Annotated in this window: 28 protein-coding genes and 1 tRNA gene; 21 read left to right on the top strand and 8 right to left on the bottom strand. The window is 46.1% G+C overall.

The features are described from left to right. The 4 genes from tuf to I8H75_02720 all read left to right on the top strand — a co-directional run. Nucleotides 1-146 (top strand): elongation factor Tu (tuf, locus tag I8H75_02735; GenBank protein ID MBH2006252.1); only part of this gene is annotated, 146 nt, incomplete at its 5' end. Nucleotides 147-167: 21 nt separating this feature from the next. Further along, nucleotides 168-243, top strand: a tRNA-Trp gene (locus I8H75_02730). 139 nt (nt 244-382) lie between these two features. After that, on the top strand, nt 383-1,453 hold the full coding sequence (locus I8H75_02725) for a hypothetical protein (GenBank protein MBH2006251.1): 1,071 nt from the start codon (nt 383-385) through the stop codon (nt 1,451-1,453). A gap of 430 nt (nt 1,454-1,883) precedes the next feature. Next, nucleotides 1,884-2,111: a hypothetical protein gene (locus I8H75_02720; GenBank protein MBH2006250.1), complete on the top strand. Its 228-nt coding sequence runs from the start codon at nt 1,884-1,886 to the stop codon at nt 2,109-2,111. A 395-nt stretch (nt 2,112-2,506) separates the two neighbouring features. On the opposite strand, the gene I8H75_02715 is transcribed toward I8H75_02720, so the two are convergent. Next, nucleotides 2,507-2,668: a hypothetical protein gene (locus I8H75_02715; protein ID MBH2006249.1), complete on the bottom strand. Its 162-nt coding sequence runs from the start codon at nt 2,666-2,668 to the stop codon at nt 2,507-2,509. Between the two features lie 1,031 nt (nt 2,669-3,699). On the opposite strand from I8H75_02715, the gene I8H75_02710 reads away from it, so the two are divergent. The 5 genes from I8H75_02710 to I8H75_02690 all read left to right on the top strand — a co-directional run bounded on the left by I8H75_02710 (nt 3,700) and on the right by I8H75_02690 (nt 8,957). Beyond that, nucleotides 3,700-3,936: a hypothetical protein gene (locus I8H75_02710; GenBank protein MBH2006248.1), complete on the top strand. Its 237-nt coding sequence runs from the start codon at nt 3,700-3,702 to the stop codon at nt 3,934-3,936. Then, complete coding sequence (locus I8H75_02705) at nt 3,914-4,162, top strand: hypothetical protein (GenBank protein ID MBH2006247.1); 249 nt, start codon at nt 3,914-3,916, stop codon at nt 4,160-4,162. The genes I8H75_02710 and I8H75_02705 overlap by 23 nt, the downstream gene beginning before the upstream one ends. 261 nt (nt 4,163-4,423) lie before the next feature. Further along, complete coding sequence (locus I8H75_02700) at nt 4,424-5,722, top strand: amino acid permease (protein ID MBH2006246.1); 1,299 nt, start codon at nt 4,424-4,426, stop codon at nt 5,720-5,722. A gap of 14 nt (nt 5,723-5,736) precedes the next feature. Further along, nucleotides 5,737-6,537: a helix-hairpin-helix domain-containing protein gene (locus I8H75_02695; GenBank protein ID MBH2006245.1), complete on the top strand. Its 801-nt coding sequence runs from the start codon at nt 5,737-5,739 to the stop codon at nt 6,535-6,537. Nucleotides 6,538-6,563: 26 nt separating this feature from the next. Continuing rightward, the gene (locus I8H75_02690; GenBank protein MBH2006244.1) at nt 6,564-8,957 is read left to right on the top strand and encodes a DNA polymerase I; all 2,394 of its coding nucleotides are present in this window, start codon (nt 6,564-6,566) and stop codon (nt 8,955-8,957) included. Nucleotides 8,958-8,976: 19 nt separating this feature from the next. Here I8H75_02690 and I8H75_02685 read toward each other — a convergent pair whose 3' ends face one another. Both I8H75_02685 and I8H75_02680 read right to left on the bottom strand, forming a co-directional pair. After that, nucleotides 8,977-9,780: a hypothetical protein gene (locus I8H75_02685; protein ID MBH2006243.1), complete on the bottom strand. Its 804-nt coding sequence runs from the start codon at nt 9,778-9,780 to the stop codon at nt 8,977-8,979. Beyond that, complete coding sequence (locus tag I8H75_02680; protein ID MBH2006242.1) at nt 9,770-10,264, bottom strand: NADH-quinone oxidoreductase subunit C; 495 nt, start codon at nt 10,262-10,264, stop codon at nt 9,770-9,772. Before I8H75_02680 ends, I8H75_02685 begins: the two co-directional genes overlap by 11 nt. A gap of 271 nt (nt 10,265-10,535) precedes the next feature. On the opposite strand from I8H75_02680, the gene I8H75_02675 reads away from it, so the two are divergent. From I8H75_02675 to I8H75_02650, 6 genes are read left to right on the top strand one after another with little or no spacing between them, the layout of a single operon-like run. Continuing rightward, on the top strand, nt 10,536-12,314 hold the full coding sequence (locus I8H75_02675; protein ID MBH2006241.1) for a diguanylate cyclase: 1,779 nt from the start codon (nt 10,536-10,538) through the stop codon (nt 12,312-12,314). Continuing rightward, nucleotides 12,311-13,171 carry a DNA-processing protein DprA gene (locus I8H75_02670; protein ID MBH2006240.1) on the top strand — a complete coding sequence of 287 codons (861 nt, stop codon included), beginning with the start codon at nt 12,311-12,313 and terminating at the stop codon, nt 13,169-13,171. The genes I8H75_02675 and I8H75_02670 overlap by 4 nt, the downstream gene beginning before the upstream one ends. Further along, nucleotides 13,153-15,408 carry a type I DNA topoisomerase gene (gene topA, locus I8H75_02665; protein MBH2006239.1) on the top strand — a complete coding sequence of 752 codons (2,256 nt, stop codon included), beginning with the start codon at nt 13,153-13,155 and terminating at the stop codon, nt 15,406-15,408. Before I8H75_02670 ends, topA begins: the two co-directional genes overlap by 19 nt. 50 nt (nt 15,409-15,458) lie before the next feature. Beyond that, nucleotides 15,459-16,340 carry an alpha/beta hydrolase gene (locus I8H75_02660; GenBank protein MBH2006238.1) on the top strand — a complete coding sequence of 294 codons (882 nt, stop codon included), beginning with the start codon at nt 15,459-15,461 and terminating at the stop codon, nt 16,338-16,340. Then, entirely contained in the window at nt 16,337-16,753 is a 417-nt protein-coding gene (locus I8H75_02655) for a GNAT family N-acetyltransferase (GenBank protein MBH2006237.1), read from the top strand. The genes I8H75_02660 and I8H75_02655 overlap by 4 nt, the downstream gene beginning before the upstream one ends. Then, on the top strand, nt 16,747-17,523 hold the full coding sequence (locus I8H75_02650) for a class I SAM-dependent methyltransferase (GenBank protein MBH2006236.1): 777 nt from the start codon (nt 16,747-16,749) through the stop codon (nt 17,521-17,523). Before I8H75_02655 ends, I8H75_02650 begins: the two co-directional genes overlap by 7 nt. Here the strand turns inward: I8H75_02650 and I8H75_02645 are convergent. Both I8H75_02645 and coaD read right to left on the bottom strand, forming a co-directional pair. After that, complete coding sequence (locus I8H75_02645) at nt 17,508-17,750, bottom strand: 30S ribosomal protein S20 (protein ID MBH2006235.1); 243 nt, start codon at nt 17,748-17,750, stop codon at nt 17,508-17,510. The two genes, I8H75_02650 and I8H75_02645, sit on opposite strands and share 16 nt — an antisense overlap. A gap of 32 nt (nt 17,751-17,782) precedes the next feature. After that, on the bottom strand, nt 17,783-18,268 hold the full coding sequence (gene coaD, locus I8H75_02640) for a pantetheine-phosphate adenylyltransferase (GenBank protein MBH2006234.1): 486 nt from the start codon (nt 18,266-18,268) through the stop codon (nt 17,783-17,785). A gap of 132 nt (nt 18,269-18,400) precedes the next feature. Here coaD and I8H75_02635 point away from each other — a divergent pair, with 132 nt between their 5' ends. From I8H75_02635 to I8H75_02620, 4 genes are all read left to right on the top strand, one after another. Then, a complete protein-coding gene (locus I8H75_02635) occupies nt 18,401-18,973 on the top strand; it encodes a hypothetical protein (protein MBH2006233.1) in 573 nt (190 codons plus the stop codon). A 41-nt stretch (nt 18,974-19,014) separates the two neighbouring features. Further along, a complete protein-coding gene (locus tag I8H75_02630) occupies nt 19,015-19,806 on the top strand; it encodes a nucleotidyl transferase AbiEii/AbiGii toxin family protein (GenBank protein MBH2006232.1) in 792 nt (263 codons plus the stop codon). Nucleotides 19,807-20,034: 228 nt separating this feature from the next. Next, a complete protein-coding gene (locus I8H75_02625; GenBank protein ID MBH2006231.1) occupies nt 20,035-20,325 on the top strand; it encodes a hypothetical protein in 291 nt (96 codons plus the stop codon). A 56-nt stretch (nt 20,326-20,381) separates the two neighbouring features. Further along, complete coding sequence (locus I8H75_02620; protein ID MBH2006230.1) at nt 20,382-21,488, top strand: bifunctional folylpolyglutamate synthase/dihydrofolate synthase; 1,107 nt, start codon at nt 20,382-20,384, stop codon at nt 21,486-21,488. Here the strand turns inward: I8H75_02620 and I8H75_02615 are convergent. Both I8H75_02615 and I8H75_02610 read right to left on the bottom strand, forming a co-directional pair. Beyond that, a complete protein-coding gene (locus tag I8H75_02615) occupies nt 21,485-21,817 on the bottom strand; it encodes a TfoX/Sxy family protein (GenBank protein ID MBH2006229.1) in 333 nt (110 codons plus the stop codon). The genes I8H75_02620 and I8H75_02615 overlap by 4 nt on opposite strands. A 148-nt stretch (nt 21,818-21,965) precedes the next feature. Beyond that, nucleotides 21,966-22,373, bottom strand: coding sequence for a DUF423 domain-containing protein (locus I8H75_02610; GenBank protein MBH2006228.1), 408 nt, complete (start codon nt 22,371-22,373; stop codon nt 21,966-21,968). A 240-nt stretch (nt 22,374-22,613) separates the two neighbouring features. Here I8H75_02610 and xseA point away from each other — a divergent pair, with 240 nt between their 5' ends. Both xseA and xseB read left to right on the top strand, forming a co-directional pair. Continuing rightward, nucleotides 22,614-23,798, top strand: a complete 1,185-nt coding sequence (gene xseA, locus I8H75_02605) for an exodeoxyribonuclease VII large subunit (protein MBH2006227.1) — start codon at nt 22,614-22,616, stop codon at nt 23,796-23,798. Further along, a complete protein-coding gene (gene xseB, locus I8H75_02600) occupies nt 23,788-23,994 on the top strand; it encodes an exodeoxyribonuclease VII small subunit (protein MBH2006226.1) in 207 nt (68 codons plus the stop codon). Before xseA ends, xseB begins: the two co-directional genes overlap by 11 nt. Here xseB and I8H75_02595 read toward each other — a convergent pair. Beyond that, complete coding sequence (locus I8H75_02595) at nt 23,989-24,219, bottom strand: hypothetical protein (GenBank protein ID MBH2006225.1); 231 nt, start codon at nt 24,217-24,219, stop codon at nt 23,989-23,991. The two genes, xseB and I8H75_02595, sit on opposite strands and share 6 nt — an antisense overlap. Between the last annotated feature and the right edge of the window lie 12 nt (nt 24,220-24,231).

Here is a 24,231-nt window from a genome sequence, read left to right as displayed (position 1 = left end):
GCTCGGAAATGGTTATGCCGGGTGATAACGTGACCATCACGGTGGATTTGATCACGCCGATTGCGATGGATAAGGAACTTCGTTTTGCGATTCGTGAAGGCGGTCATACCGTAGGCGCGGGCGTTGTTTCGGAAATTTTGGAATAATATCTTTTCAGGGGGGGAATTAGGTCGCTAGCTCAATTGGTAGAGTTGCGGATTCCAAATCCGCCGGTTGGGGGTTCGAGTCCCTCGCGGCCTGCCACGAAAAGATGGTTTCTACCAAAACAATAAATCAAGAGATGAGCATATTGGCTTGTCTCTTTTTTTTTAAAAAAAAACTCTTGACGAATTAAACTAAAATTCATAACCAGATCTATCTGTGTCCGTTAAGAGTTGTCTTTATGCGATTTTTACTGTATAGAATAATTCCATTTTTAGGATATCTGGGTTCTTCGGCTTTGCTCTCCTCAGAGACGTGCAATTGGGAATCTCCAAGACTTTATTTGAATCTTAGCATGCAAGAGCCTCTGATTCCGGAGATTTTACCGCCAGAGGTGATTGAGACGGCTGTCCTCGGAAGTAAAATCGCGAGCGTTGCCAATATCGCAACAGTCTCTCCTACCACCGTGAGCCAGGGAGCGCGTGTGGGCGCGCTCGTGGCCATTCTCTCTTGTGACTTCGAAGACGAGTTTCAGGTTGAGCCCTTGAGTTGGTTAGATAGTCCTACGCAGATCTCCTTGGGGAGCACCGATCTGCACTATACCAATGGCGCGGTTTTTGGGAATTGGTTGGTCATTGGGGGGATTGAAATCGTCCATTGGGGTTTGTCGAAAAAATTTGGAGTTCGAAAAACACGATTTCCGGGTTTTGCTGTGTTGCCGTTTCTGTATTTTATGTCGCCGACGACTCAAGCATCAACGGTGATGGCCAGGCAAGGAAATACCATCGAAAAGATCTTTGGAAGCTTATCCATCGCAACCAATCTCGCTGGGGTGATTGGCATGAGCTACTGGCTGTGGAGCCATCGGGGCCAGATTCCAAGGGCCATTCATCTGCATCGAAGAAACGGTGATTCAACTTTTTTGGCTCAATACGGCGTGCTATTTGAAGACGTTAAAGCCAATCGCTACCCGTTCTTGGCTGCAGAATGTTTGATGAGTTTTTCCGCAGGTGCCTTAGCCGCGATTCAACAAGAGCCCTTTGTATCCTGCCAAAAACTTGGATGGAGCACCTTTGCGGTTTACGGTGGATTTGCAGGAGCAGTTCTCGGGTTGCAGCCTCAAGAAGAGCGCTTCGATCGATTTTTCTCGCTTACAGTAGCGAGTTTAGAAGCTGTCGCCGCGTTGATTGGAGCAGTTCGTCAAACGCTGGATCCCGATAGCCTGAATCAAATTTGGTTAGCATCGGCCAAAATAATCCCCTACTATCACCATGTATTCTGTGGTGTTTTAGTTCATCCTCATCAAAAGTAAGTCATTCCCTTGGCTCCGGAGGTGAAGTCTTGACCAAAAACGATTGCGAACAACGAGCGGCAGAGCGACTTTTGAGAGATTTTAGACGAGAACATCCGCACTTAAAGACAGCGGTGACGGAAGATGGGTCTGTACGCGGCCGGCAAGCATCTGGAACTGCTTCAAGAATTGGATTTAAAATTTATCATTACCGACAAGCCTGAGAATCTACGCTTGCTTTACGACTGAATCGATTCCTTCTCGCTCACAGAGTTGGTTCGTTGCCTCACCTAGCGTTATCACTTCCTGAATCAAGTGCCATTAAACGATACTTTCTTCGAGAAAAAAGTAAATTTTTTGGAATACGATGAAATCAACGCCTAAGGCAAAAAGCAGCATTTTGCTTGGATCACAGATCTTCCTTTAATCGGAATCGATCCTCGAAACGGTGATGCGATGTGGCCGAGCGCGTTGGCGGATTGAAAACGAAACGTTTAACACGCTGAAGAATCAAGGCTATGAGATGGGGCATAATTACGGGCACGGGCATCAGAATCTGTGCAGCAATTTGGGTTTATTGATGCTGCTGGCGTTTCTGCTTGATCAGCTTTCGGGCTATCGGATTAAAGCTTTCAACGAGCGAAAGCGTCTGCGAAGAGCTATCGAGTTTTATGAGTAGAGGTTCGGGCTGTTTTTAAGCTTTTTATATTGGAGAACTTTGAAGGTTTGTATTTGAAAATCCTACCGAAGCATCGGTACAACAGCGGCTGAGGGTGTGGCACAATCTGTTCTCACTGCTAATTTCCTTTTTTGAGGATCTAGGGGCCGGTTTATTTTCTCGTAGCTTGAATCAGTCAAAATGAAGTATTTTTCTCAAAGATAAGCGATTGCTTTTGCATCCCTTGCTATTTTTCCACGTTCGCGGGAATGGCTGTTGGACCCAGACACGGTATTGACACTGCTAAATGGTCTCCGTAGCACGATGGCAAGGAGTTCACGAATGAAAAACATATTGATGGTAATCAGTTTTTTCGGTTTATTGATACTTTCCCCTAGTGTGTTGTTAGCGGAAGCTTATGAGAAGGACCAAAATACCACTTCTGAAAGTAATGAAAGTGTCACTTTAAAGTGTTCAGGAGGCCAATCATTATGCGGTACTGCATGTTGTGTAAACAATGCTACTGTGTGCTGTGCCAGCGGTGTTTGTCTTCCAAAAAGCAATAAAACTTCTTGCATGAGTGATTACGGCCCTTATTGTTGCGAAAAAACACAAAATTGCTGCTCTTTTACTGGTGCTCCTAGCTGTTGTGCCAAGGCAAATCGATGCTGTGCTCCTAGCGGTCCAGGGTGCTGTCCCGAAGGGACAGCGTGTGGTTACTTACCTAGCCAGCCTTGTATTCGTTTGGGGGATAGATTACCAAGCGGTGAGATCCTGGACGAGAACCATCCTGATTTGATTCGACCTGGACAGCCGTGATGTCATCTTGAGGTATATATCCAAAAACTGGATACCTCTCTTAGGGAGTTTGGCTCGATGGATGTCGGGCAGGCGATTTGTTCTTCATCTGTTTGGGGGGAGAGGGGGAGTATCACCTTCAAAAGTGTCAATAAATTTTTTTTAATCCCCATCAGATCCGCAGTTATGCAGCACTATTTGTTTCCTGCCTAAGTTTGGTTGCCAAGGACTAGCTTCCAGGTGGTGGGTGATTTTTCCTGCGCGGGCCTATTCGCTGGGCTTTATTAGGGGTTTTAATCCAGCGATTTCCGCCAAAATAAATTATAGTGTTTAGACGCGCTTTCATGAATGGGGTTCTAAATTACTTTCGTAAATTTTGGAGCTTATTGTCAGGAAAATCAAAACGTGATCCACTCAAGGGATGAAATCGCTTTCTAGTTCAGGCCGAAAGCAGCTCTTGCCCAGAAGCCTTCGAGGCATCTTCAAAATCCTCTTCGCTTTTGCATAGCGTGCCAAGATAGTGGGATCTTACCCTTCTGGAACCAGCACTATCTTCTCTCCGTGGACGGCAGTGGACATCATACCTCCTTCAAAGTTTTCTGCGATGATTGCTGTGTCAAGCAGCTTGAGAGTGGTCAAAAGATCTATTACCACCATGTATTGTCTGATGTTTTAGTTCACCCTCATCAAAAGTAAGTTATTCCCTTGGCTCCGGAGGCAGTTCAGAAGTCTGAAATCTTCACCAAAAACGATTGCGACAACGAGGGGCGGAGCGACTTTTGAGAGAGAACACCCGCGCTTAAAGAGAGTGGTGACGGAAGATGGTCTGTACGCGGCCGGCAAGCATCTGGAACTGCTTCAAGAATTGGATTTGAAATTTATCATTACCGCCAAGCCTGGGAATCTATGCCTGCTTTACGACAGGATTGATTCCTCCTCGCTCACAGAGTTGATTCGTTGCCTCACCCAACGTTATCGCTTCCTGAATCAAGTGCCTTTAAACGGCACTTTTTTTCGAGAAAAAAATGAATTTTTTGGAATACGATAGAATCAACGCCCAAGGCAAAAAGCAGCATTTTGCTTGGATCACGGATCTTCCTTTAATCGGAATCGACGCTCGAAACGGTGATGCGAGGGGCCGAGCGTGTTGGCGGATTGAAAACGAAACGTTTAACACGCTGAAGAACCAAGGCTATGAGGTGGGGCACAATGGTGGGTACGGGCATCAGAATCTGTGCAGCAATCTGGGTTTGTTGATGCTGTGGCGTTTCTGATTGATCAGCTTTCAAAGCTATCGGATAAAAGCTTTCAACGAGCGAAAGAGTCTGCGAAAACCTGCGGGCTATTTTTAAGTTTTTTATGCTGGAAAGCTTTAGGTCTGTATTTGAAAATCTTACCGGAGCATCGCTACAACAGTAGCTGAGGGTGTGACACAATCTGTTGAAATAACCGATTCCTCTTGCATCCCTTGCCCTTTTTCTAAGTTCGCGAGAATGGCTGCAGATCAGGCTTAATACCTTGGAGTTCCGAAAAATATGGCTTATAAGCCCCCGAGCATGAAAATAGGATTTTGGGCTCTTTTTGCTTTGGTCACCGGCAGCCAGATCGGTTCAGGGGTTCTCATGTTGCCGGCGAACTTGGCCCCCTTTGGGTGGTATAGCCTCTTGGGTTGGGGGTTTTCGGCGATTGGAGCTTTGGCTTTGGCGCTTGTATTTTCGAAGATGTGTACTTGGTTTCCTAAAACGGGTGGTCCGCATGTCTACATTCATCAAGCTTTTGGCAAAGATGCTGCATTTTTTACGGGCTGGACTTATTGGGTCGTTTCTTGGGTGAGCACCACAGCGGTGGTGGTTGCATCAGCAGGCTATTTGAGCCCCTTGTTTGGACCCTTTAGCCCTACCCAGATGCTAGGGGTAGAAGCTATCTTGTTGTTTTGCGTGGCGGCTTTGAATTGGAAAGGGGTGCATGCCGCCGGCAGCATGGAAAAGATATTCACCTTGCTGAAATTCATTCCATTGGTCATTTTGCCTTGTATCGGAATTTTTTATTTCAATCCTCAAAACATTCAAATTTCTGCTGCAGTCGCTGAAATGTCCGGCACCTCTATTGTGAGCCGCGTGCTTCTTTTAACCTTGTGGGGTTTTATTGGGCTCGAATCAGGAACGATTGCTGCCGAATCCGTTGAGAATCCAACGAAGACAATTCCGAAAGCAGTGGTGTTCGGAACACTTTCCGTTGCGATTCTTTATCTCTTTAACAGCCTAGGCGTGTTGGGTGCGGTTCCTGCCAGTGCTCTAGAGCATTCCAAAGCGCCTTATGCGGACATGGCGCAAAGCTTGCTGGGAGGCAGTTGGTATTTGATGGTGTCTTTGATTGCATCCATTCTTTGCCTTGGAACTCTCAATGCCTGGACGCTAGCAAGCAGCCAAATTGCTTTGGGCCTCGCTCATGATCAACTGTTGCCTAAAATATTTGGAAAGACCAATCGAAACGGCGCTCCCTATTGGTCACTCCTGATCAGCGCAGCAGGCATCCTGCCTCTATTATACGGCACGACGCATTCAAGCGTATCGGAGCAGCTAGCTCAGATTATTGATTTTTCAGTTGTGGCATTTTTATATGTTTATTTGATTTCCTGTTTTGCTTTTATAAGACTTTTGAAAATTAGAAAAGAATCTTCTATTTTCGAATATGCATTGGGAACGATAGCGGTTCTGTTCTGCGTTTTAGCTCTTTCTCAGGTAGGTTGGAAAACCCTTTTGCTTTCTACGCTCTTCATTTTGACGGGGCTGCCGATCTGGTTTTTTCGAAATCGAAATAGAATGGGTTTCTAGATGATTTGCCAAGAGTGTTCTTACTTGGAGTTTTACTTTCTTTTCAACTGATTGATTTAAATCAAGCCTCTGTAAAGCAATTGATGACGGTTGAAGGCATCGGTCAAAAAATGGCTGAACGAATGCTGGAACACCGGCATGAAAAGGGAGGTTTCAGCCGCCTTGAAGACTTGATGTTGATTCCAGGTATGAAAGCCAAGCTTTTCGAGAAAATTAAAACCCAAATCACGGTAGGGCGTTTTTCCAAAGCTCGTCAAGCGATCCAAAAAAATGACTCGATGGCAGATTCAGAACTTCATGAGTTGTTCAAAGAACATTCAGCAGAACCTTCGATTCAAAAAGTCCAAGAAGAAGCCTTGCGTTATGCAAATGCGCATCCGCAGCAGCTTCGCAACTGGATTTCCAGGGCTCGCAAAGCTCATTGGTTACCCCGCCTTGAAACAGGGTTTTCTCCTCATTTTGGGCGTTGGGTTTCTAGTCGCGATAGACCCGGAGATCTCGACGAACTGAGTGCTCGTCAAGGACACGAGTGGCGTTTTCAGGTGCGGTTTGAATGGCATTTGAATCATTTGGTTTTTAATCGTGAGGAGCTTTCTGTGGGACATGAATTTTCACGTCAGTCCTTGATGCGAGAGCGAATCTTACGCAAAGTTAACGAAACTTACTTTGATCGACGAAGATTGCAGCTTCAAATCAAGCTGAATGGATTTTCAGATGCATCAAGCAAAATGGAAGCTCAAATTAAAACGGAGGAATTGACGGCTGAATTGGATGGCTTTACGGGAGGCTGGTTTAGTCAACAGCTAGACCGCTGATCGAATAAAAGCTAGACCTTGAAACCATGACAATGAAAGAACCGGTCTATATCATTGACGGCTCAGGCTATATTTTTCGAGCCTATTACGCGATTCGGCCTCTGACTTCGAAACGAGGCGTTCCAACCAATGCGGTCTATGGCTTTATGACTCTGTTGCAAAAGCTTTTGAAAGAGCATCGGCCGAAATATCTGGCCATTGCTTTTGACCCCGGGGGAAAGAATTTTCGTCACGAGCTTTACGCGGACTACAAGGCGAATCGCCCGCCCGTGCCTCCCGATTTGGTCCCGCAGTTTGCCCTCATTCAACGCTTGGTGGATGCTTTTGCGATTAAGCAGTATCGCAAACCAGGTTTTGAAGCGGATGATTTAATCGGAACATTGACCAAGCGCTCTTTGGAAGCCGGTCACCCAGTTGTGATTGTAACGGGCGACAAAGATATGATGCAGTTGGTGGACGATCGGGTTTGTTTGCTGGATGAACTTCGTGCTTTGAGGACTGGATCCGAGCAATTTATTCGAGCTCCTCAAGTAATTGAAAAATTTGGAGTGCCTCCGCATCAGGTGATCGATGTTTTGGCGCTTGCTGGAGATGCATCGGATCACGTGCCTGGGGTCCGAGGCATTGGTGAAAAAACGGCGGCTGAACTGGTTCGAGAGCATGGCCGGCTTGAATCGATTTTAAACTACGCACCTTTGATGACTCAGAAATCAAGGCGTGAAAAATTGATGAGAGACAGCGATATGGCTCGTTTAAGCAAACAACTGGTGACGATTGATTGTGCCGTGGATTTGGACTTTTGCTTAGAGGATATGCAAAGCCGAGATCCGCATTGGGAGGTTCTGGAAAATTTATTCGAAGAACTCGATTTCAAAAAAAGTGCTCGATCGGTTCAGAAACAAGAGCCTGAAATGAAGCTGGATGCTTCTCGATTGGGGGTATTTGAAGGAGTGCGAAGCTCGGAATCCTCTGAAAATCTTGGACTGGTGGCTTACGATGCCAAGCGAAGCTTGAAATGCGGACAGATTTCTGGAGATCCGATGATTGCTTCGTATCTTTTGAATCCGGATGCAAAGCACGAACTGGATGCACTATTTGAGAATCACCTTGGCCGAATTCCAGATAGCGCTCAAGAAAAAGCGATCGGCGTTCTGAAATTGACTCAAATTTTAGAGGCACAACTTCAGCAAGAAGGGCTCTGGGAGCTTTATGACACCCTTGAGATTCCATTGGAGAATCTCCTCGCCAAGATTGAGGCAAACGGGATTAAACTTGATTTTCATTTACTTCAAGAGATGAGCCAACAATTCGGTGCTAGACTCCGAAATCTTGAGGATGAAGCGCACCGCTTGGCGGGCCTTTCTTTCAATCTGGGAAGCCCCAAACAAGTGGCTGATGTTTTGTTTAACCGGCTTCAATACCAGTCTTTGCGCAAGACCAAGACCAGCCAATCAACAGACGCGGATGTCTTGGAAGAGCTGGCTCAGCAGTATCCTTTGCCCAAATTATTGCTTGAGCACCGCATGCTTTCAAAGCTTAAAGGGACTTATATTGACGCTCTTCCTCGTTTGGCGGACCCAACAACGGGACGTATCCATACTGTATTTAACCAGGCTGTAGCTGCTACAGGACGCTTAAGTTCCAGCGACCCCAACTTGCAAAATATTCCGATTCGAACGCAGGAGGGCAAACGAATTCGAGAAGCGTTTATAGCTTCTCCAGGCTTTCGATTGGCCTCGTTGGATTATTCTCAGATCGAGCTCAGAGTTCTTGCCCACGTTACAGAAGATCCGGTTTTATTGGAATCGTTTGCTCAAGATCAAGATGTGCACGTTCGAACCGCGAGCGAAATTTTTGATCTTAAACTGGAGCATGTCAGCTCAGAGCAGCGACGAATCGCTAAGACGATCAATTTTGGGCTTTTGTATGGAATGGGTGCCTATAAGCTGAGTGAGACTCTGAATTTATCCCGAGCAGATGCCACAATCTATTTGAAAAAATACCAAGAGCGGTACTCAGGCATCTATTTATGGCATCACAAACTTCTAGAGCAAGCCAAGCGCGAGGGGTTGGTGAAAACGCTTTTAGGTCGAAGGCGCTTTGTTCAGGATTTAAATTCCGAAAATCGCATGCTTGCCGCTCGGGCCGAGCGCATTGCCATCAACACACCGATTCAAGGTAGCGCTGCTGATATTGTGAAAAAAGCGATGCTGGATGTGGACCGATATCTCGAGGCGAAGTTCCCTCAAGTCAAGATATTGCTTCAGGTGCATGACGAGCTGGTGTTGGAAGTGCCAGAGCCGATCGCGCAAGAAGTGGTGTTTGAGGTTGCCAAGATCATGGAAGGAGCGGTTCAACTCAAAGTTCCCATGAAGGTTCAAAGTGGAATTGCAACAAACTGGGCTGCTGCGCATTCGTAATCGCAGCAACGACAAAGGTTTAGCGATCCATTTCAGTGCCTACCATGCCCAATGAGGCGAGGATGATTGGGATGTCGTTCACGCGAGATCCAACCAGGATGGTTTCCAAGGCTGCTGCATGAAAAAAGGAAGGCGTTCGAACCCGCACGCGACCGCCAAGAATGTTGACTTGAAACAGACCTTCAGGTGCTCGATTAGGATTGGGGTTTTCTATTTCAGCTAATTTGATCAAAACCCGAGACCAAGCGTCGCCACAATGAGAAGCTTCACACGCCTCGAGCGAAGGTCCTGTGAGCCCGTAAGAAAGAGCTTCTGCCTTCAGAATCGACCCTTTTCCCATCAAGGCGTTTTGAACGCGTTGACAGGATTTGAACTTCTTCAGAAATTGATTGAGGTTTTGATAAGACAGACGCAACAAAGATTGTTCTTGCAGAAGCCCTAAGATGCGGCGAACAAAAAAGAGATGATACTGTTTGGCTTCTTCTGCCAAGATGGATGGATTCAAAGCAGGCATTCCGCTTGCCAAGCGATAGGCATTTTCGCAGTGATGAGGACAGAGAAAGTTAACACGACGAATTTCAACGCAAGCTGCTTCTGGTTCCAGATATTCAAGCAGCTTTTCAATGCCTTGATGGGACCAACCTATTTCACTCTCTACTCGGAGGATATTTCGATTTTCTAAAACAAGTCGCAGATAGATGGGAAATGGCTGTCCTGGATCTGTCGGAAGGATAACGTGTTCATATTGTCCCGCTGCGAGTCCGTAGAATTTAAAGCGGCAAGACTCTCGCTCGTGCGGAGAAAGGAGCAGTTCATCTTGCATGGTGAGGCACCAAAGGCTGAGCTTTTGTCCATGGATAGGTCTTTCGAAGGGGGTATCCTGTGAATTCGGGATACAAAAGCAAGCGTTTTAAATTTCGATGCCCTTCAAACACAATGCCAAAGAGATCAAAGCACTCTCTTTCAAGCCAGCAGGCACTTTTAAAGCGGTCCGTGAGACTTGGCATGTGTAAATGATCGGGGACTGGTATGGTTAAGCGAAGGGAATCAAATTCATATCGAAGCAGCAAATGAGTGTGTTGATCAATCGCGAAAAGGTCCAGGAGTACTTTCGGTTCTTGAGTTTCCAGGCTCTTCAAGAGAGAATCTTCCGAGATATCGCAAGAGAGGGGTTGAATGTCTGCAGGATGCTCGAAAAAGGGGGGCTCTACGCTGGAATAAGATGCATAGGAGATGAAGGAATCGTTTGAACGAAGACCCATGAAATCCAAAAATGGACCCATTTTATGAGATGGAATGGCGATCATCGAAAGATGTCTCTTCGATGGGAAAGCCAGCCTAGAACGGGAACTGTCAGCAGCGATAAAGGTTCAAGTTCCGAAGCAAGGATGGCGGCCCCAACGCAACTGAAAAAAACGAATCGCTCAACATACCGAACCGAATAGCGAGGGGTTCCGGTTTGTTTCAGGTAGAAGTTGAGCGAATGACTGAAAGGACGCCGCATAACGAGTTGAATTGCTAGCACAGATTTGCGTTTAGTTGTGTTAGGGTTGGAACAAATACGTTGGAATCGGTTGTATGTTTAAAAAAAATCTGTCTGTTTCTAAGCAAATAGCGCTTCGAATCGTTTTTTTTGGTTTAGCGCTTTCTGCTTTTGTTTTTTCATTCTTGATTCCAATCCAGATCAAGATGGATCGGAAACATGCGATTGAGCATGCTCATATGGTTTCTGATGCGATCGCTTCCGTTTACCAGACGATCGAGCGGCGTGATCAAGCAGAGGCGATGAGCGAAATTATGCTCGATTTCGTCGGCTCCTCGGAAGTGGCGTTTGTCCGAATTATGGGCGCAGGGAACCGTGTGCTCTACAGCAGTGATCCGAGTCAGAGTACTCGAAAGGAAGCTTACGAGCAGGGCGAAAAGCAAGTGGGAACACTTCTATACGTTACAAAACGTATTTCAACCCACGATGCCAGAGTCAAAGCCATCGAAGTGGTGATGGATTTAAAAGCGATCCAATCCGAATCAAAGCTATTCTTAGTGAAGCTAGCCTTCTCGTTTTGGCTGGTGATCCTTATTTTGGCTGCCATGATTGGCTGGATGACTCATGGGATTGTCGGAGTTCGATTAACTCGCTTGATCTCAGCCATGGGCACGGCCGAAAAGGGATCTTTTCTGGTGCGCGCCAAAGTGGATAACATGGATGAGGTCGGTATCCTGAGCGTCGCGTTCAATAAACTTTTATCTGCTCTGACACGCATGCAGGTGCGAGAAATCGAGTGGGAACATGACTTACAAGAGGCCCATGAGCAACTTTCCATCAAAGCCCGCCTAGAGCAAGCGAACCAAAGTCTGAAGCGGCGTATTCAAGCGCAAGAATTGTTAATGGACGCCGCTCATCAATTAGGGGCTATTTTAACAAAGGAGTCTTTAGCTGGGCGGCTATACAGCTTGTTGAAGGAAAGGCTTGGATGGGCTGATTTTGGAATCTATTTGCTGTCACCGGAGAATCAATTTGTTCTTGAAATAGGGTGTGGATTTCTGGACACATCCGCCTATAAAAATTTGCGTTTTTCGTTTGGAGAAGGAATTACCGGTACGGCCGGTCAAGAAGCAAAGCCCATTTTGGTGAATAACATTTTGGAAGACGATCGGGTCCTTTTCAGGGACAGACCTGAAATGCCTAAAGGCTCTCTTTTGTCGATTCCTATGTTGTATCAAGGAAGAGTCATTGGCGTGATGAGCTTTTTTCATGAAAAGGCTTATGCCTTTGATGAACAAGACGTCGTGATGTTGGATACCTTAGGAGCTTTGGTTTCGATATCGCTTAAAAATGCACAGCTTTACGAGGAAACGGTTCAACTCGCTACGACCGATCCTTTGACGGGGCTTATGAATCGCCGAGCCATGGAACGATTGATTGCGAATGAAATCATTCGTTCCAATCGCTTTGACACTCCGATGACTTTGTTGATGATCGATGTCGATCATTTCAAGGACTATAACGATCGAATGGGGCATGTCATGGGAGATTTCGTGTTGAAGGAAATAGCCAGTTGCTTACAAGAGTCGGTCCGAAAAGTGGATGGGGTGGCACGCTTTGGAGGAGAGGAGTTTTGTGTTATTCTACCGCAAACTGGCCCGGACTCCGGGCTCGAGGTGGCTCAGAAATTAAGAATAGCCGTTCGAGGATTGAAGGTGTCCGGTGCTTCGGGGCAGCCTTTGAAGCATCTTTCGGTGTCCATTGGAGTGGCTTGGTATCCTGATCAATTGGAGTCGAATCTAATTGCTGCTGCGGATCGGGCTCTTTATCAAGCCAAGCGAGCTGGCCGCGATCGGGTTGTTTTAAGAACATGATCTGTCAAGTTCTCGGCCTTCATCATCCTCACGTACTTGGGCGTTTATTGCGAGCTCCGAGCGTGCCTAAATGCGCTTATGTTCGGGGAAATGCGGAATTGCTCCGGTTTTTGCCATCGGTAGCGATTGTAGGGACTCGAAAGCCTTCCGAGCAAGGCCTCAAACGAGCGTTTAACATAGCGGCTCAATTGTCCCAGTCAGGCGTTTTGATCGTTTCAGGAGGAGCCATTGGGATTGATATGGCTGCTCATCGGGGCGCAATCTCCGTCGAAGCAGAAACGCTTGCGGTTTTAGGAGAACCTGCGCGCTTGGAGGGCGATGAACGCCCCGAGCGACTCAGAAAATTAGGTTCCCTTTTAACGACGGTAACTGTTTTTGCTCCGGAGACTCAAATTGGAAAAACCCTTTTCGTAGCCAGAAATCAGTATATTGCAGCTTTGGTGGATGCAGTTGTGATTGTCGAAGGGACTCTAAATTCAGGAACGCTTCATACGGCTCGGTATGCTCAAAAGATCGGAATACCGGTTTGGGCCATACCGGGTGATCCGGACAATCCGCTCGCATCGGCTTCGAATAGTCTTCTTCAAAACCAGGAAGCCCGTGCACTCTTTGAGCTTTCAGCGCTTGTCAACGCTTTGGGCTTAGAAAAAAAATCGTCTTCTAAAAGCGATTGCCTTGAAGAGCAACACCCTTGGCAGGCGCTGTTTCAGCGACATCAAGGCTCATTGACGCTTGACATTCTATGCGATGCGCTTCATCTTCCGATTTCTCAAATCCAGTCCGACTTGCTTCGACTTGAGTTGACCGGTAGAATTAGCCGAAAAGGCGCAGAAATTGTATGGCAAAATCACTCGTAATCGTTGAATCTCCAGCAAAAGCCAAAACCATTCGAAAGTACCTCGGTCATGGGTACGAAGTCTTAGCCTCGGTGGGCCATATCATCGATTTGCCTCCTAATCGAATGGGCGTTGATTTAGAAAGCGGCGAATTTACGCCTGAGTACGTTCCGATTGAAGGCAAATCCAAGGTCATCAAAGAGATCCAAAATGCCGGAAAGCACGCGGAGGCGATCTATTTAGCTCCTGACCCGGATCGCGAGGGCGAAGCCATCGCTTATCATTTGCGCAATTTGATTCAAGAAAAAGCAAAAAACACACCGATATTCCGGGTTCGTTTTCATGAAATTACGCAAAAAGCAGTCAAAGAAGCCTTTAAGCATGCCAGTGAGTTGAATTCCGATCTTTACGATGCCCAACAGGCTCGTCGGGTTTTGGATCGGGTTGTTGGGTACCAAATTAGCCCAATTTTGTGGAAAAAAGTCCGCCGAGGTCTCAGCGCTGGCCGCGTCCAGTCTGTGGCGGTACGTTTGGTTGTGGATCGTGAACGCGAAATTATAGCGTTCGTTTCCGAAGAGTATTGGTCTGTGGAAGCATCCAGCGATGCCGGTAAAAAACCATTGTTTACTTCCAAGCTTATCAAAACAGACCAAAAGAAAGTGGAGCTGAAAGAGGCAGAGCAGGCCTATGCTGCGAAACAGGAAATAGAGCAGGCCAAAGCATTGGTTGAGCAAGTGACAAAAACCCGACGTCAACGGCGGCCGGGTCCTCCCTTTATCACGTCCAAGTTACAGCAAGATGCGGCCAGGGCTTTTCGCTTTACCAGTAAAAAAACCATGATGCTGGCTCAAACGCTCTATGAAGGGATTGATTTGGGCGAAGAAGGGACCGTTGGTCTCATCACTTACATGCGTACCGACTCAACTCGAGTGAGCGAAGAAGCGATAGCTGCTGTTCGTGGCTATATTGGGTCGAATTTTGGAACGGATTTTTTACCGGAGAAACCAAACTATTTTAAGACTAAGAAGAGCGCTCAAGAGGCGCATGAAGCGATTCGACCCACTTCGATGCAGTATCATCCTGATCAGGTAAAAAGCTTTTTAAAACCAGACCAATTCAAGCTTTATCAGCTAATTTGGGAGCGCTTTGTGGCCTCTCAGATGACACCCGCTCAGTACGATCAAACGCAAGTCGATATTGCAGCAGGCCGGCATACGCTTCGTGCAACCGGTTCGGTGTTGGTTTTTGAAGGTTTTCTAAGGGTTTATCGTGAACAGGTCGATGAAGACGATCGCGAGGCTCAAAGTGAGCAAAAGGAAGAAAAGACGCTTTTACCGGAATTGGCTCAAGGAGATCCCATTGATTTCAAGAATGTGGAAGCGCTTCAGCATTTCACTCAGCCTCCACCAAGGTTTACGGAAGCCAGTTTGGTTAAAGAGCTTGAAGATAAAGGCATCGGTCGCCCCTCGACGTACGCGAGTATTTTGTCCGTGATCCAAGATAAAGAATACGTTGAGAAAAAAGAAGGGCGCTTCTTTCCAACGGAACTCGGCTCTCTGGTAACCGACTTGTTGGTGGATTCGTTTCCTCAAATTATGGAAGTCGCTTTCACGGCTGGGATGGAAGAAAATTTAGATAAAATCGAAGAAGGTGCCGCTGATTGGAAACAAGTACTGAGGGCTTTTTACGAACCGTTTAAACAAACACTGCTGGGCGCTAAAGAATCCATGCGAGACGTCAAACGCATGGAGGAGCCAACGGATTTTGTTTGTTCGAAATGCGCTGAGCATAAGATGGTTGTGAAATGGGGAAAAACAGGCAGCTTTCTAGGTTGCTCAGGCTACCCTGCTTGTAAAAATACCATGGCATTTTCTCGGGTAGATGGAAACATTGTTCCTCTGGCAGAAGAAAAAACGGACTTGGCGTGTAAAACCTGCGAAGCACCCTTGGTGATTAAGCGCGGTAAATTTGGATCATTTTTGGGATGCAGCCGCTATCCAGAGTGTGCTTTTACGATGCCGATGCCGACGGGTGTTAAATGTCCTAAATCTGGCTGTCATGGGGAAGTCGCTGTCAAGCGAAGTCAAAAAGGCAAGGTTTTTTATGGCTGCAGCAATTATCCTTCTTGCGATTTTGTATCTTGGGATAAGCCGGTTAATTCGCCATGTCCAGTTTGCAATAATCTCTATCTCATCGAAAAAACTCTTCGCTCTGGAGCTCAGATAAAGTGTCCAAGCTGCGGATATCAAAAAAATTGAACTGATATTACATCCTAATGCATTATTTAATTATTTTTTTTGTTACCATAATGGGTTCTTCTTGTAATTTAGTTCAATTGCAGAAGCGTTATGTTGAGCGCAATGTCCGTCAAGTGGGCCTTCAATCCCAAGAGATTCGATTGGGTGAAGATACGATCCGGTATTGGAAAGGCGGAAAAGGCCCGACTCTTCTATTGCTTCATGGATTTGGAGCAGATGGAACCGTTGCTTGGGAATCTCAAATTCTAGAATTAGCCAAACATTTTCACTTGATCGTGCCCGATTTGCTCTGGTTTGGAGGATCGTATTCGCTTAAGGCCGACTTTTCCGTAGAACATCAAGCTCGAGCGATTAAAAATCTCTTAGAACATCTGCAAATTCAAAAGACCGATGTGATGGGCATTTCGTACGGCGGCTTGGTGGCCATGCTATTGCTGGCAGAATCTCCGGAGCAAGTTGGAAGAGCTATTTTTGTTGCTTCGCCAGGACCTGTATATAATCCACAAGATTACGAGGAGCTGCTGGAGCGATTTCAAGCCAAAAATCCGGCTGAGATTATTCTCCCGCGGACTCATTCGGGGCTGAAACGATTGCTTGATATTGCTTATCGAAACCCACCGTGGGTTCCATTCTTTGTTCAAAAAGATTTGATCGAGTACGTTCAAGACAACCCAGAAGGTCAACGTACAGCTTTGTTGGAGGATTTGGTGTCCAACTTTACACGGGTTCGCCATCGTCTTCAGATACACCCCAAGCATGTGCTCATCGTTTGGGGGAGCGACGATACGATTTTTCCATTGAAGATCGGGAAACGATTAAAAGATTATTTTGGAGCAGAAGCTCAGCTTCAAGTGATTGAAGGAGCTCGGCACGCTCCCAATATTGAGTTTAATGTCGAATTTAATCACATTGTTTTGGGCTTTTTGAAGTGATTCGAAAGCTGGCCTTAGAAGATCTGGGCTGGATTGCCCAGCTTGATTCGTTGTGTTTTGAAAAACCCTGGTCCAAGTCTGCTATCCAAGAAGAGCTGCTTCACGCGGATGCGCATTGCTATGGAATTCCAGAAGCGGCTGTTTTATTAACTCGCCAGCTGGCAGATGAACGCTGGGTATTTCGCATCATGACAGCACCTCATGTGCGGAGGAAGGGTTATGCTAAGCAGCTGATCAAGGCACTTGAAGGGCTTGATTTATGGCTTGAAGTCAGTGAATTAAATCTTCAAGCAATCGCGTTCTATGAAAATTTAGGCTTTGAAAAAATCTGCAAGCGCCTGAATTATTATCCTGAAAGTGCTTGGGTGATGCGACGTTGTTCGCCCAAAGAAAATGGAGTTTCAGCATGTTAGACTATGAATTGGTGGACTTTGGAAGAGGGCGTAAACTTGAGCGTTTTGGGAGTGTTATTCTGGAGCGCCCGGAAGCTTTGGCTCAACAGGAAGCATCGAGTTTGAACTGGAGGCCGCATAGCCTATGCCGAGATCTTGTGGGAAATCGGTACGATTGGCAACCCAGACTTGAGCCTTGGCTGATTCGCTACGAGTCTTTGGAGTTTGAACTTCGGCAATCACAATCTAAAAACATTGGAATTTTTCCAGAACAAGAACAAAACTGGAAGTGGCTTAGCAAAAGAGTTCGCTCCGGCTTTAAAGTACTCAATCTTTTTGCTTACACGGGTGTTGCTAGTTTGGTGTGCGCGAAAGCAGGCGCTTGCGTGACACACGTCGATGCATCCAAATCAACGGTTGCCTGGGCTTCAGCGAATGCTCAAAGAAATCAAATGAAAGGCATACGATGGATTGTGGACGATGCTCAAAAATTTGCGGAACGGGAGTTCAAGAGAGGCAATCGTTACGATGGAATTATTTTGGATCCGCCGCCTTTTGGACTGGCTCAAAACAAACAATTTGTGTTTCAAAAAGAGATTTTAAATTTATTGGTGAGCTGTAAGGTGCTTTTACGAAGCAACGAATCGTTCTTTCTGTTGAACAGCTATGCCCAAAACATGAGCCCTCAGAATTTGAAATTGCTCATTGGAAAGGTATTTTATGAAAAAAAAGCAGAAGTGGGAGAGCTTAAACTCGGCCCACTGTCGATCAGTACTTACGCGCGATTTTGAGCCGCTTTCATCAAACGAGAGATGCGTCTAGAAGCTGCTTTCTTGTGGATCACGCCTTTGCGGGCGGCGACCGCTAGTGCTTGTTGGCCAAGCCGGATGGCCTCTGGGCCCATATCACCCTGTGTTTTTTTGATTTGGGTATGTAAAGCGCTTTTAGCAGCACGATTACGCGAACGTCGCTTTTCGGATTGAATATGTCGTTTGGCTGCAGAAACGTGATTGGCCATTCTTAAAAATCTCCAGAACGCTCACTCTAGTCCTAATTCGAGGCTTTTGTCAAATGGGATAGAGCTTCTGAAACCGCTTTGGGGACCATGGATTCCACGTTTCCTCCCAAGCGAGCAACTTCATGCACCAATTTAGAGGATACATAAAAATTAGTTTCACGAGTCATCATAAAGACGGTTTCGATATCATCTGCAATTCGGCGGTTCATGTTTGCCATCATGAATTCATATTCGAAGTCACTGATTGCTCTCAAGCCCCGTAAAATTGTTTTAATGTGGCGTGATTTCGCGTAATCGACCAAAAGACCTTGAAAGGAGTCGATCTCGACGTTCTTAAACTCGCTGGTGCAAACTTGTATCAGTTCGAAACGTTTTTCGAGACTAAAAGTAGGCGTTTTGCTCGAATTTTGCGTGAGAGCAACGACAACATGATCGAACGCCGATGTGGCGCGCTGAATGATGTCCAGATGGCCGTTGGTAATAGGATCAAAATTTCCGGGATAAATGACGCTTCGCATTAATAAGTTTCTGGAGTGTGCATGAAAGAAGGGATGCTCACAAGTGAGTTCTTTATTTGGAGACATGTCCGGAAAGCTCTCAAAAAAAGGCATAAAGTTGACACTTTTTACATATTGTGTCACCTTTGTGTCGTGTCTCATCTCCTTCCATCTGGTCTTCAGCACGCACCCTTTTCAATTGAAAAGGCATGCAAGGAAGGTATTTCCTATAAAAAACTTAGGATTTGGCTGCAGCAAAGGCGCATTGAGCAATTGGAACGCGGGATTTTCAGAGCGACTGGGGCTCGTGATTATTGTGAAACTGACCTATTCAAATCTGCCTTGCTGCGCATAGGAGAACCCAGTGCAATCTGTTTGTTGTCCGCCTTGGCCTACTACCACTTGACAGACGAGATCCCCCATAAAACCTGGATTATGGTTCCAAGGTCTAAACGATCTAAGCAACCTGACCTCAGACTGGTTCGTGTAACCCATCCTTATTTTGAAATCGGTATTGTATCTCAAACTGGGCTTCGAATGACATCGCTTGAAAGAACTTTGGTTGAGGCCATTACAAAATCTCGTTACCTGGGTAAAAGCATAGGTTTTCAAGCCTTAAACCAGGCACTTCTCGAAAAAAAAACAACATTAAACGCTGTAATAAAAATGGCCAACCAACTTGGAGTCATTCAGAAACTCCTGCCCGTTATCGAGGTATTGTTGTGAGCATTCATCAGAAACTAATGGATCTGGCAAAAACCAATTCCATGCACATTAATCAACTTCGGGTCCTTCTAGGCTTAGAACGTATCGTGGCACGCCTTGAGCATCACTCTATTTTAAGAAAGCATGTCATTTTCAAAGGTGGATTTGTTTTATTTAAAACAATTTCTCACCCACGATTTACGCGCGATATAGATGCTTCTGCCCTCTCGTTATCCAAATCGAGTCTAATAAACTGCGTAACAGAAGCCCTGAGAACCGATCTCAAGGATGATCTCTGGTATGGCGATATCACCATAAAAGAACTTGTTACTCACCATGAACTGGGTGGATATCGGTTTGATTGTGCTTTTCAGATCGGAAGTATTCCGCTGACAAGACAAATTCACAAACTTTCACGTCTACATTTGGATATTGGCTTGGGAGATCGCATTCCTAAAATTCCGAAAACTCAAAAAATGATTCCACTCATCCAAACAAATTCCGAAATTTCATGGCGAGTCTACCCGCCTGAAAGCATCTTGGCTGAGAAACTGGAAACTCTTTGCCGGCGATCAGAAAGTAATTCCAGAGCAAAGGATGTCTTTGATTTGCTTAAACTGCTCTCCATCTGCAAAAATTCTAAAAGATTAGAGACCTCAATACAAACCACTTTTCAAAATAGAAACACTCCCATCCCACCCTCGTTTTTTCAGCATATTTCTGTTTTGAATCCGTGGGTACTGAAGCATGCCTGGAACTCAGTTAGTCTTGCTGGCAAGAGAGATTCATTTGAACAAGCGTGGTCAACACTTTTGAGACACTTGGAAGAGCTGGATGCCCTATTGTACGACTAGCAATTTTTCCGGCGACCTTTTCCTCGGGAGCTTCTAGGAGTGGGATTCTCGCGTCATTTTATCATCCGACATGTTAAATTTCAGGAGAGATTAGCTGGGAATGGCGCTTCTACTTTGCCTGGGGGACCCGTTTTTCATCGGTGATACGCTGAGGCAAGCATTAAATTGAACCCGTGCTATTCCAGAGCACCCGAGTTGAGTTAAGATCCAAGACAAAGGTGGCGCAGTATGAAAATTTTATTGATCGATGATAATCTAAATGATTTTCCAATGTACTTAGAAAAGGTTGCTTTTCTACGCTCTCCTCTTGAATTACTCTATACGAATACGGTCGAATCTGCCTTGAAACAAATCGAAAAAGGAGGAGTGCATCTGGTTTTTCTTGGAAAGTCTTTTCAAAAAAAATCAAGTTTGTTGAGGGAGCAACACCCTCATCTAGATGTTGTTGGGATAAAGGGCCCGAACGATCGAGCGTTTTCTATGCTAAAAACGCTTTCATGCAAAGTGAAGATTACCTAACTGCTCTAAGACAACTGTTGGATGCAGGTTCCAATCCAAAGATGGGACTTGAGTGTATGCGTCTTTTATTATCCCGTGTTGGGAACCCTCACAGAGGCTTCTCCTCTTTGCATGTGGCTGGTACAAATGGCAAAGGAAGCACCTGTGCTTTTGCGTTTTCGATTTTAAGAGAGCAAGGGTACAAAGTCGGGCTTTACACAAGTCCGCACCTTGCTTGCGCGAGAGAACGAATTGCAATGAATGGATGCATGATCTCGGAAGCTGATTTTGCACGTTTACAAGCGATACTCCCCCAAGGAGGCACGTTTTTTGAGCGGTTGACGGTGATGGCGTTCCTTTATTTTGCAGAGCAAAAAGTTGACATGGCTGTGATCGAAGTAGGTTTGGGAGGACGACTGGATGCTACCAATGTCCTGACCCCTTTGGCTGTTGGGATCTCAAGAATTGGATTGGATCATCAAGAGTGGCTAGGAGACAATTTACTGGAAATAGCAGCTGAAAAAGCTGGCATCCTAAAGCCAGGAGTACCTGCTTGTTGGAGCCCTCAAGAGCCTGAAGTAGACGCTGTTTTTTGCCGAATGGGAGGAAGCAATGCTTACCAATCGATTGAACCGTCATGGGAGTTGGGACTCAAAGGCTCGTTTCAATCTCAAAACGCGAGCTTGGCTGTGAGCTTGATTCGATCGGCAGGGATCGATGTGTCTTCAAGAGCGATTCAAGATGGGCTTCGAAAAACAAGATGGCCGTGCCGATATGAGTGGATCTCAGAAAATCCAAAAGTATTGATCGATGGCGCGCATAACCCGGATGGCACCCAAACGCTGATTGACTCTTTACGCGAGGATCTGGGAGACTCTTTATCGGAGGCTGTTCTTTGGATCGGTTGTACCCAAGGGCATTCGGTCGAAGACATAGCGGCTTTATGGTATGAAGTGAGTCCAAAGCTATCCGTGCGCGTTGGGCAGTCTCGTGTGCCGAGAGCGGTTCCTGCAGCAGAGCTCAGAGCCTTGTTTCAACAGGTTGGATTTCAAGACGTCTGTGAAGCGACGGAAACTTTTGAATCCGATCGAATCCATATCATCACAGGATCGCTTTATTGGTCAGGAGAGGTGCGGAATCGTTTTGTTCCCATGATTCAAGATCCGTTCTTGGGTTTCTATTAAGGTTTAGAGGCAGCTTGTCCAATTCGAATGGCTTCTTTAGCCCAAAGCATCAACTGTTCACGATTCTCAACAATTTCATTGGGTACTTGGTAGTAAGATTTTAAAATTTGTTTGGGGTTGGGTTGAAATGGCTTCATATTGGCTTTCAGATATGGATTGCGGCTAAGATCGTCTGTCTTAAAGAAAAGGGTTCCTTGCCAGATAAGCCCAAAAAATGTCATGCCTCGATAAAGCCCGACTCCACCAAACATTCTGCGGCCCCGGATTTGCAGAGCCTGTAGCTGGTCATGAATGATGTAGTCGCTGAATGAATCCAGTTCTTGTGCCATAAGCCTACCTTTCCTAATCAACCCTGCTTGAGTCTGTGTTTGATGACAACAGGGTTCAGCTCTCAAAGCAAGACGTTTCAACAGATATTGTTCACCATTCCAGTGATAGCAAAGATATAGAGCAAGCTGTAGGACAGGATGTAGAGGCTCATAAACGATGATATTCGGAAGAGACTTCATTTGGCGACGGACGCGCCCACTCGCATGGATGCACTCGAGTTGTTAGGAAGCCAACGCTCATCCAAGCAGCCATCAGCAATAGTCCGCCGATGGGTGTGAAATTTGACCAAAACTCCATTCCTGTCATCGTTTTCAAGTAAATTGATCCGCAAAAAAATACGCAGCCGATGCTGATAAGAGAGCTTGTGGCACGCGATCGCGAAGAAACTACGATCAGAAATATGGCATGCATAAGCTGAAATCGAGTTGCGGTTTCAAAGCTTTTAAGGCTCGGAGACTCCGATAAAATGTGAGCGCCGACAGCTCCCAGTAGCACGGCTGTAAAACCTAGAAAAGCGGCTGCGATTTGAAAAATTTTGATCCAGCGTGATTCCATAAGTTCGTTGCTAAGTTAAATAAAGATGATTTTCAATTCGGCATGCACGATCACGATGATGGTGGTCGCCGGCCTTGTTGTTTCAAACCGGTTATTTGACCATCCAATCCTATGGTTCCAGAACCAAAAACTTTTATTTGGATTTGCCTTGATGCAGTGCTCAATTTGTCAGAATGGGTATTGGGATCGAGCTTTGTGTCCCTATTGCGATTTTGTATGAACTCCTCAATGAACCGGGTGATGGACTCAAGTTTAACGGTCAGCCAATTGGTTGCCAGGATTCGGCAGGATCTTGAAACAGGTTATCGGCAGGTGACTGTTGTGGGAGAAATTTCTTCCTTTAAGCCCTGGCGCTCAGGCCACTGGTATTTTGACTTGAAGGATGAACAAGCAACCTTGCCCTCGGTGATGTTTAAAGGGTCCTGCGATCGAGTCAAATTCGAAGTGCAAGATGGTTTGCAGGTTTTGCTGACGGGCCGGGTGTCGGTTTATCTTCCTCAAAGTAAGATACAGCTGATTGTTGAAAGCATGGAACCGGTCGGTTCCGGCGCGCTTGCGCTTGCTTTTGAGCAACTGAAGCAAAAGTTAGAAAGAGAGGGTTTTTTTGATTCGGCCTCAAAGAAACCGATTCCATTTTTCCCAAAAGTATTGGGTATTGTGACCTCGCCACAGGGAGCTGCTTTACAGGACATGCTTCGAATTCTGAAGCATCGCATGCCCGGTCAATCGGTGCTGTTGTCTCCCGCTCGTGTGCAAGGCCAAGGGGCTGCGGAAGAGCTGGCCATAGCTCTTAAACGATTGGAAAGCCAGAACTGCGATCTGATTATTATCGGTCGAGGCGGGGGTTCTTTGGAAGATTTATGGGCTTTTAACGAAGAAGTTCTCGCGCGCGCCATTTATGCGTGCAAAACACCCATTATTAGCGCGGTCGGTCACGAAACAGATTTCACCATTGCTGATTTTGTAGCAGATTTGCGGTGCGCAACTCCAACGCATGCTGCGCAAACAGCTGTCCCAGACAAGGCTGAGCTTCGGCAGGCTTTGAAGCGTTTTGAGGCGCGCCTGCACAAGCAGGTTCAGGCAACCCTCAACCGAATGCATTTGCTTTTAGAGCGTCTTTCTAAACGTTTTGTTTCTCCGAAGGTTCGGCTTTTGACTACGGTGCAACGTTTGGATGCCCTGGCTCAGAAATTAGAAAAAGTTTTATCCAAGCGTTTGCAGAGCACACGCGAAAGAATGGTTTCCAGCGTGACCAAATTAGAGGCTCTTTCGCCGTTGAAAGTCTTAGCCAGGGGCTATGGGGCTGTATTTTTTGAAGGTCACGTGGTGAGCAAGTTGGAACAGGTTCATTTAGGGAGCTCGGTCGATGTGCGACTGTCGAATGGAATTTTAGGAGTTGAGGTGAAAAGCAAAGATGGACTTTGAACAAGTATTGAAAAATTTAGAGAGCTTGGTGAGTCAGCTGGAAAAAGGCGACTTAGCCCTGGAAAAGAGTTTAGAAGTCTACGAAAAAGGTGTTCAGACGGTGAAAGAAGCCGAGAAACGTTTGCAAGACATGCAAGGCAAGATCGAGCAACTCATGGCCGATGGTTCGAAAAAAGAGTTGCAAGAGCATTCATAAAAACATGCCATTGTCGGCGATAACCTGATCCAAACGCGCTGTTGCGATCAGTTCAATGGCTTTTGGACGTTGCTTTTCGGGAGCTAGGATCCGGAGAGTATGCCATTCCAGTGGTTGAGGTAGAGGAGAGCTCACTTCAAGCATGGCGGCAACGCGCTCGCTAATCAAAAAACGGACGATGCGTTGGCCTTCGATTTCATTAGACGGTGCGTACACTGGAACCATACCTTCCTCTCC

Source organism: Myxococcaceae bacterium (genome assembly GCA_016000045.1).
In the GTDB taxonomy this organism is placed as follows: domain Bacteria; phylum Myxococcota; class UBA727; order UBA727; family JABDBI01; genus AER2-1.
Note: the sequence above shows the minus strand (reverse complement) of the source record. Positions and strands in the feature narration are given on the sequence as shown.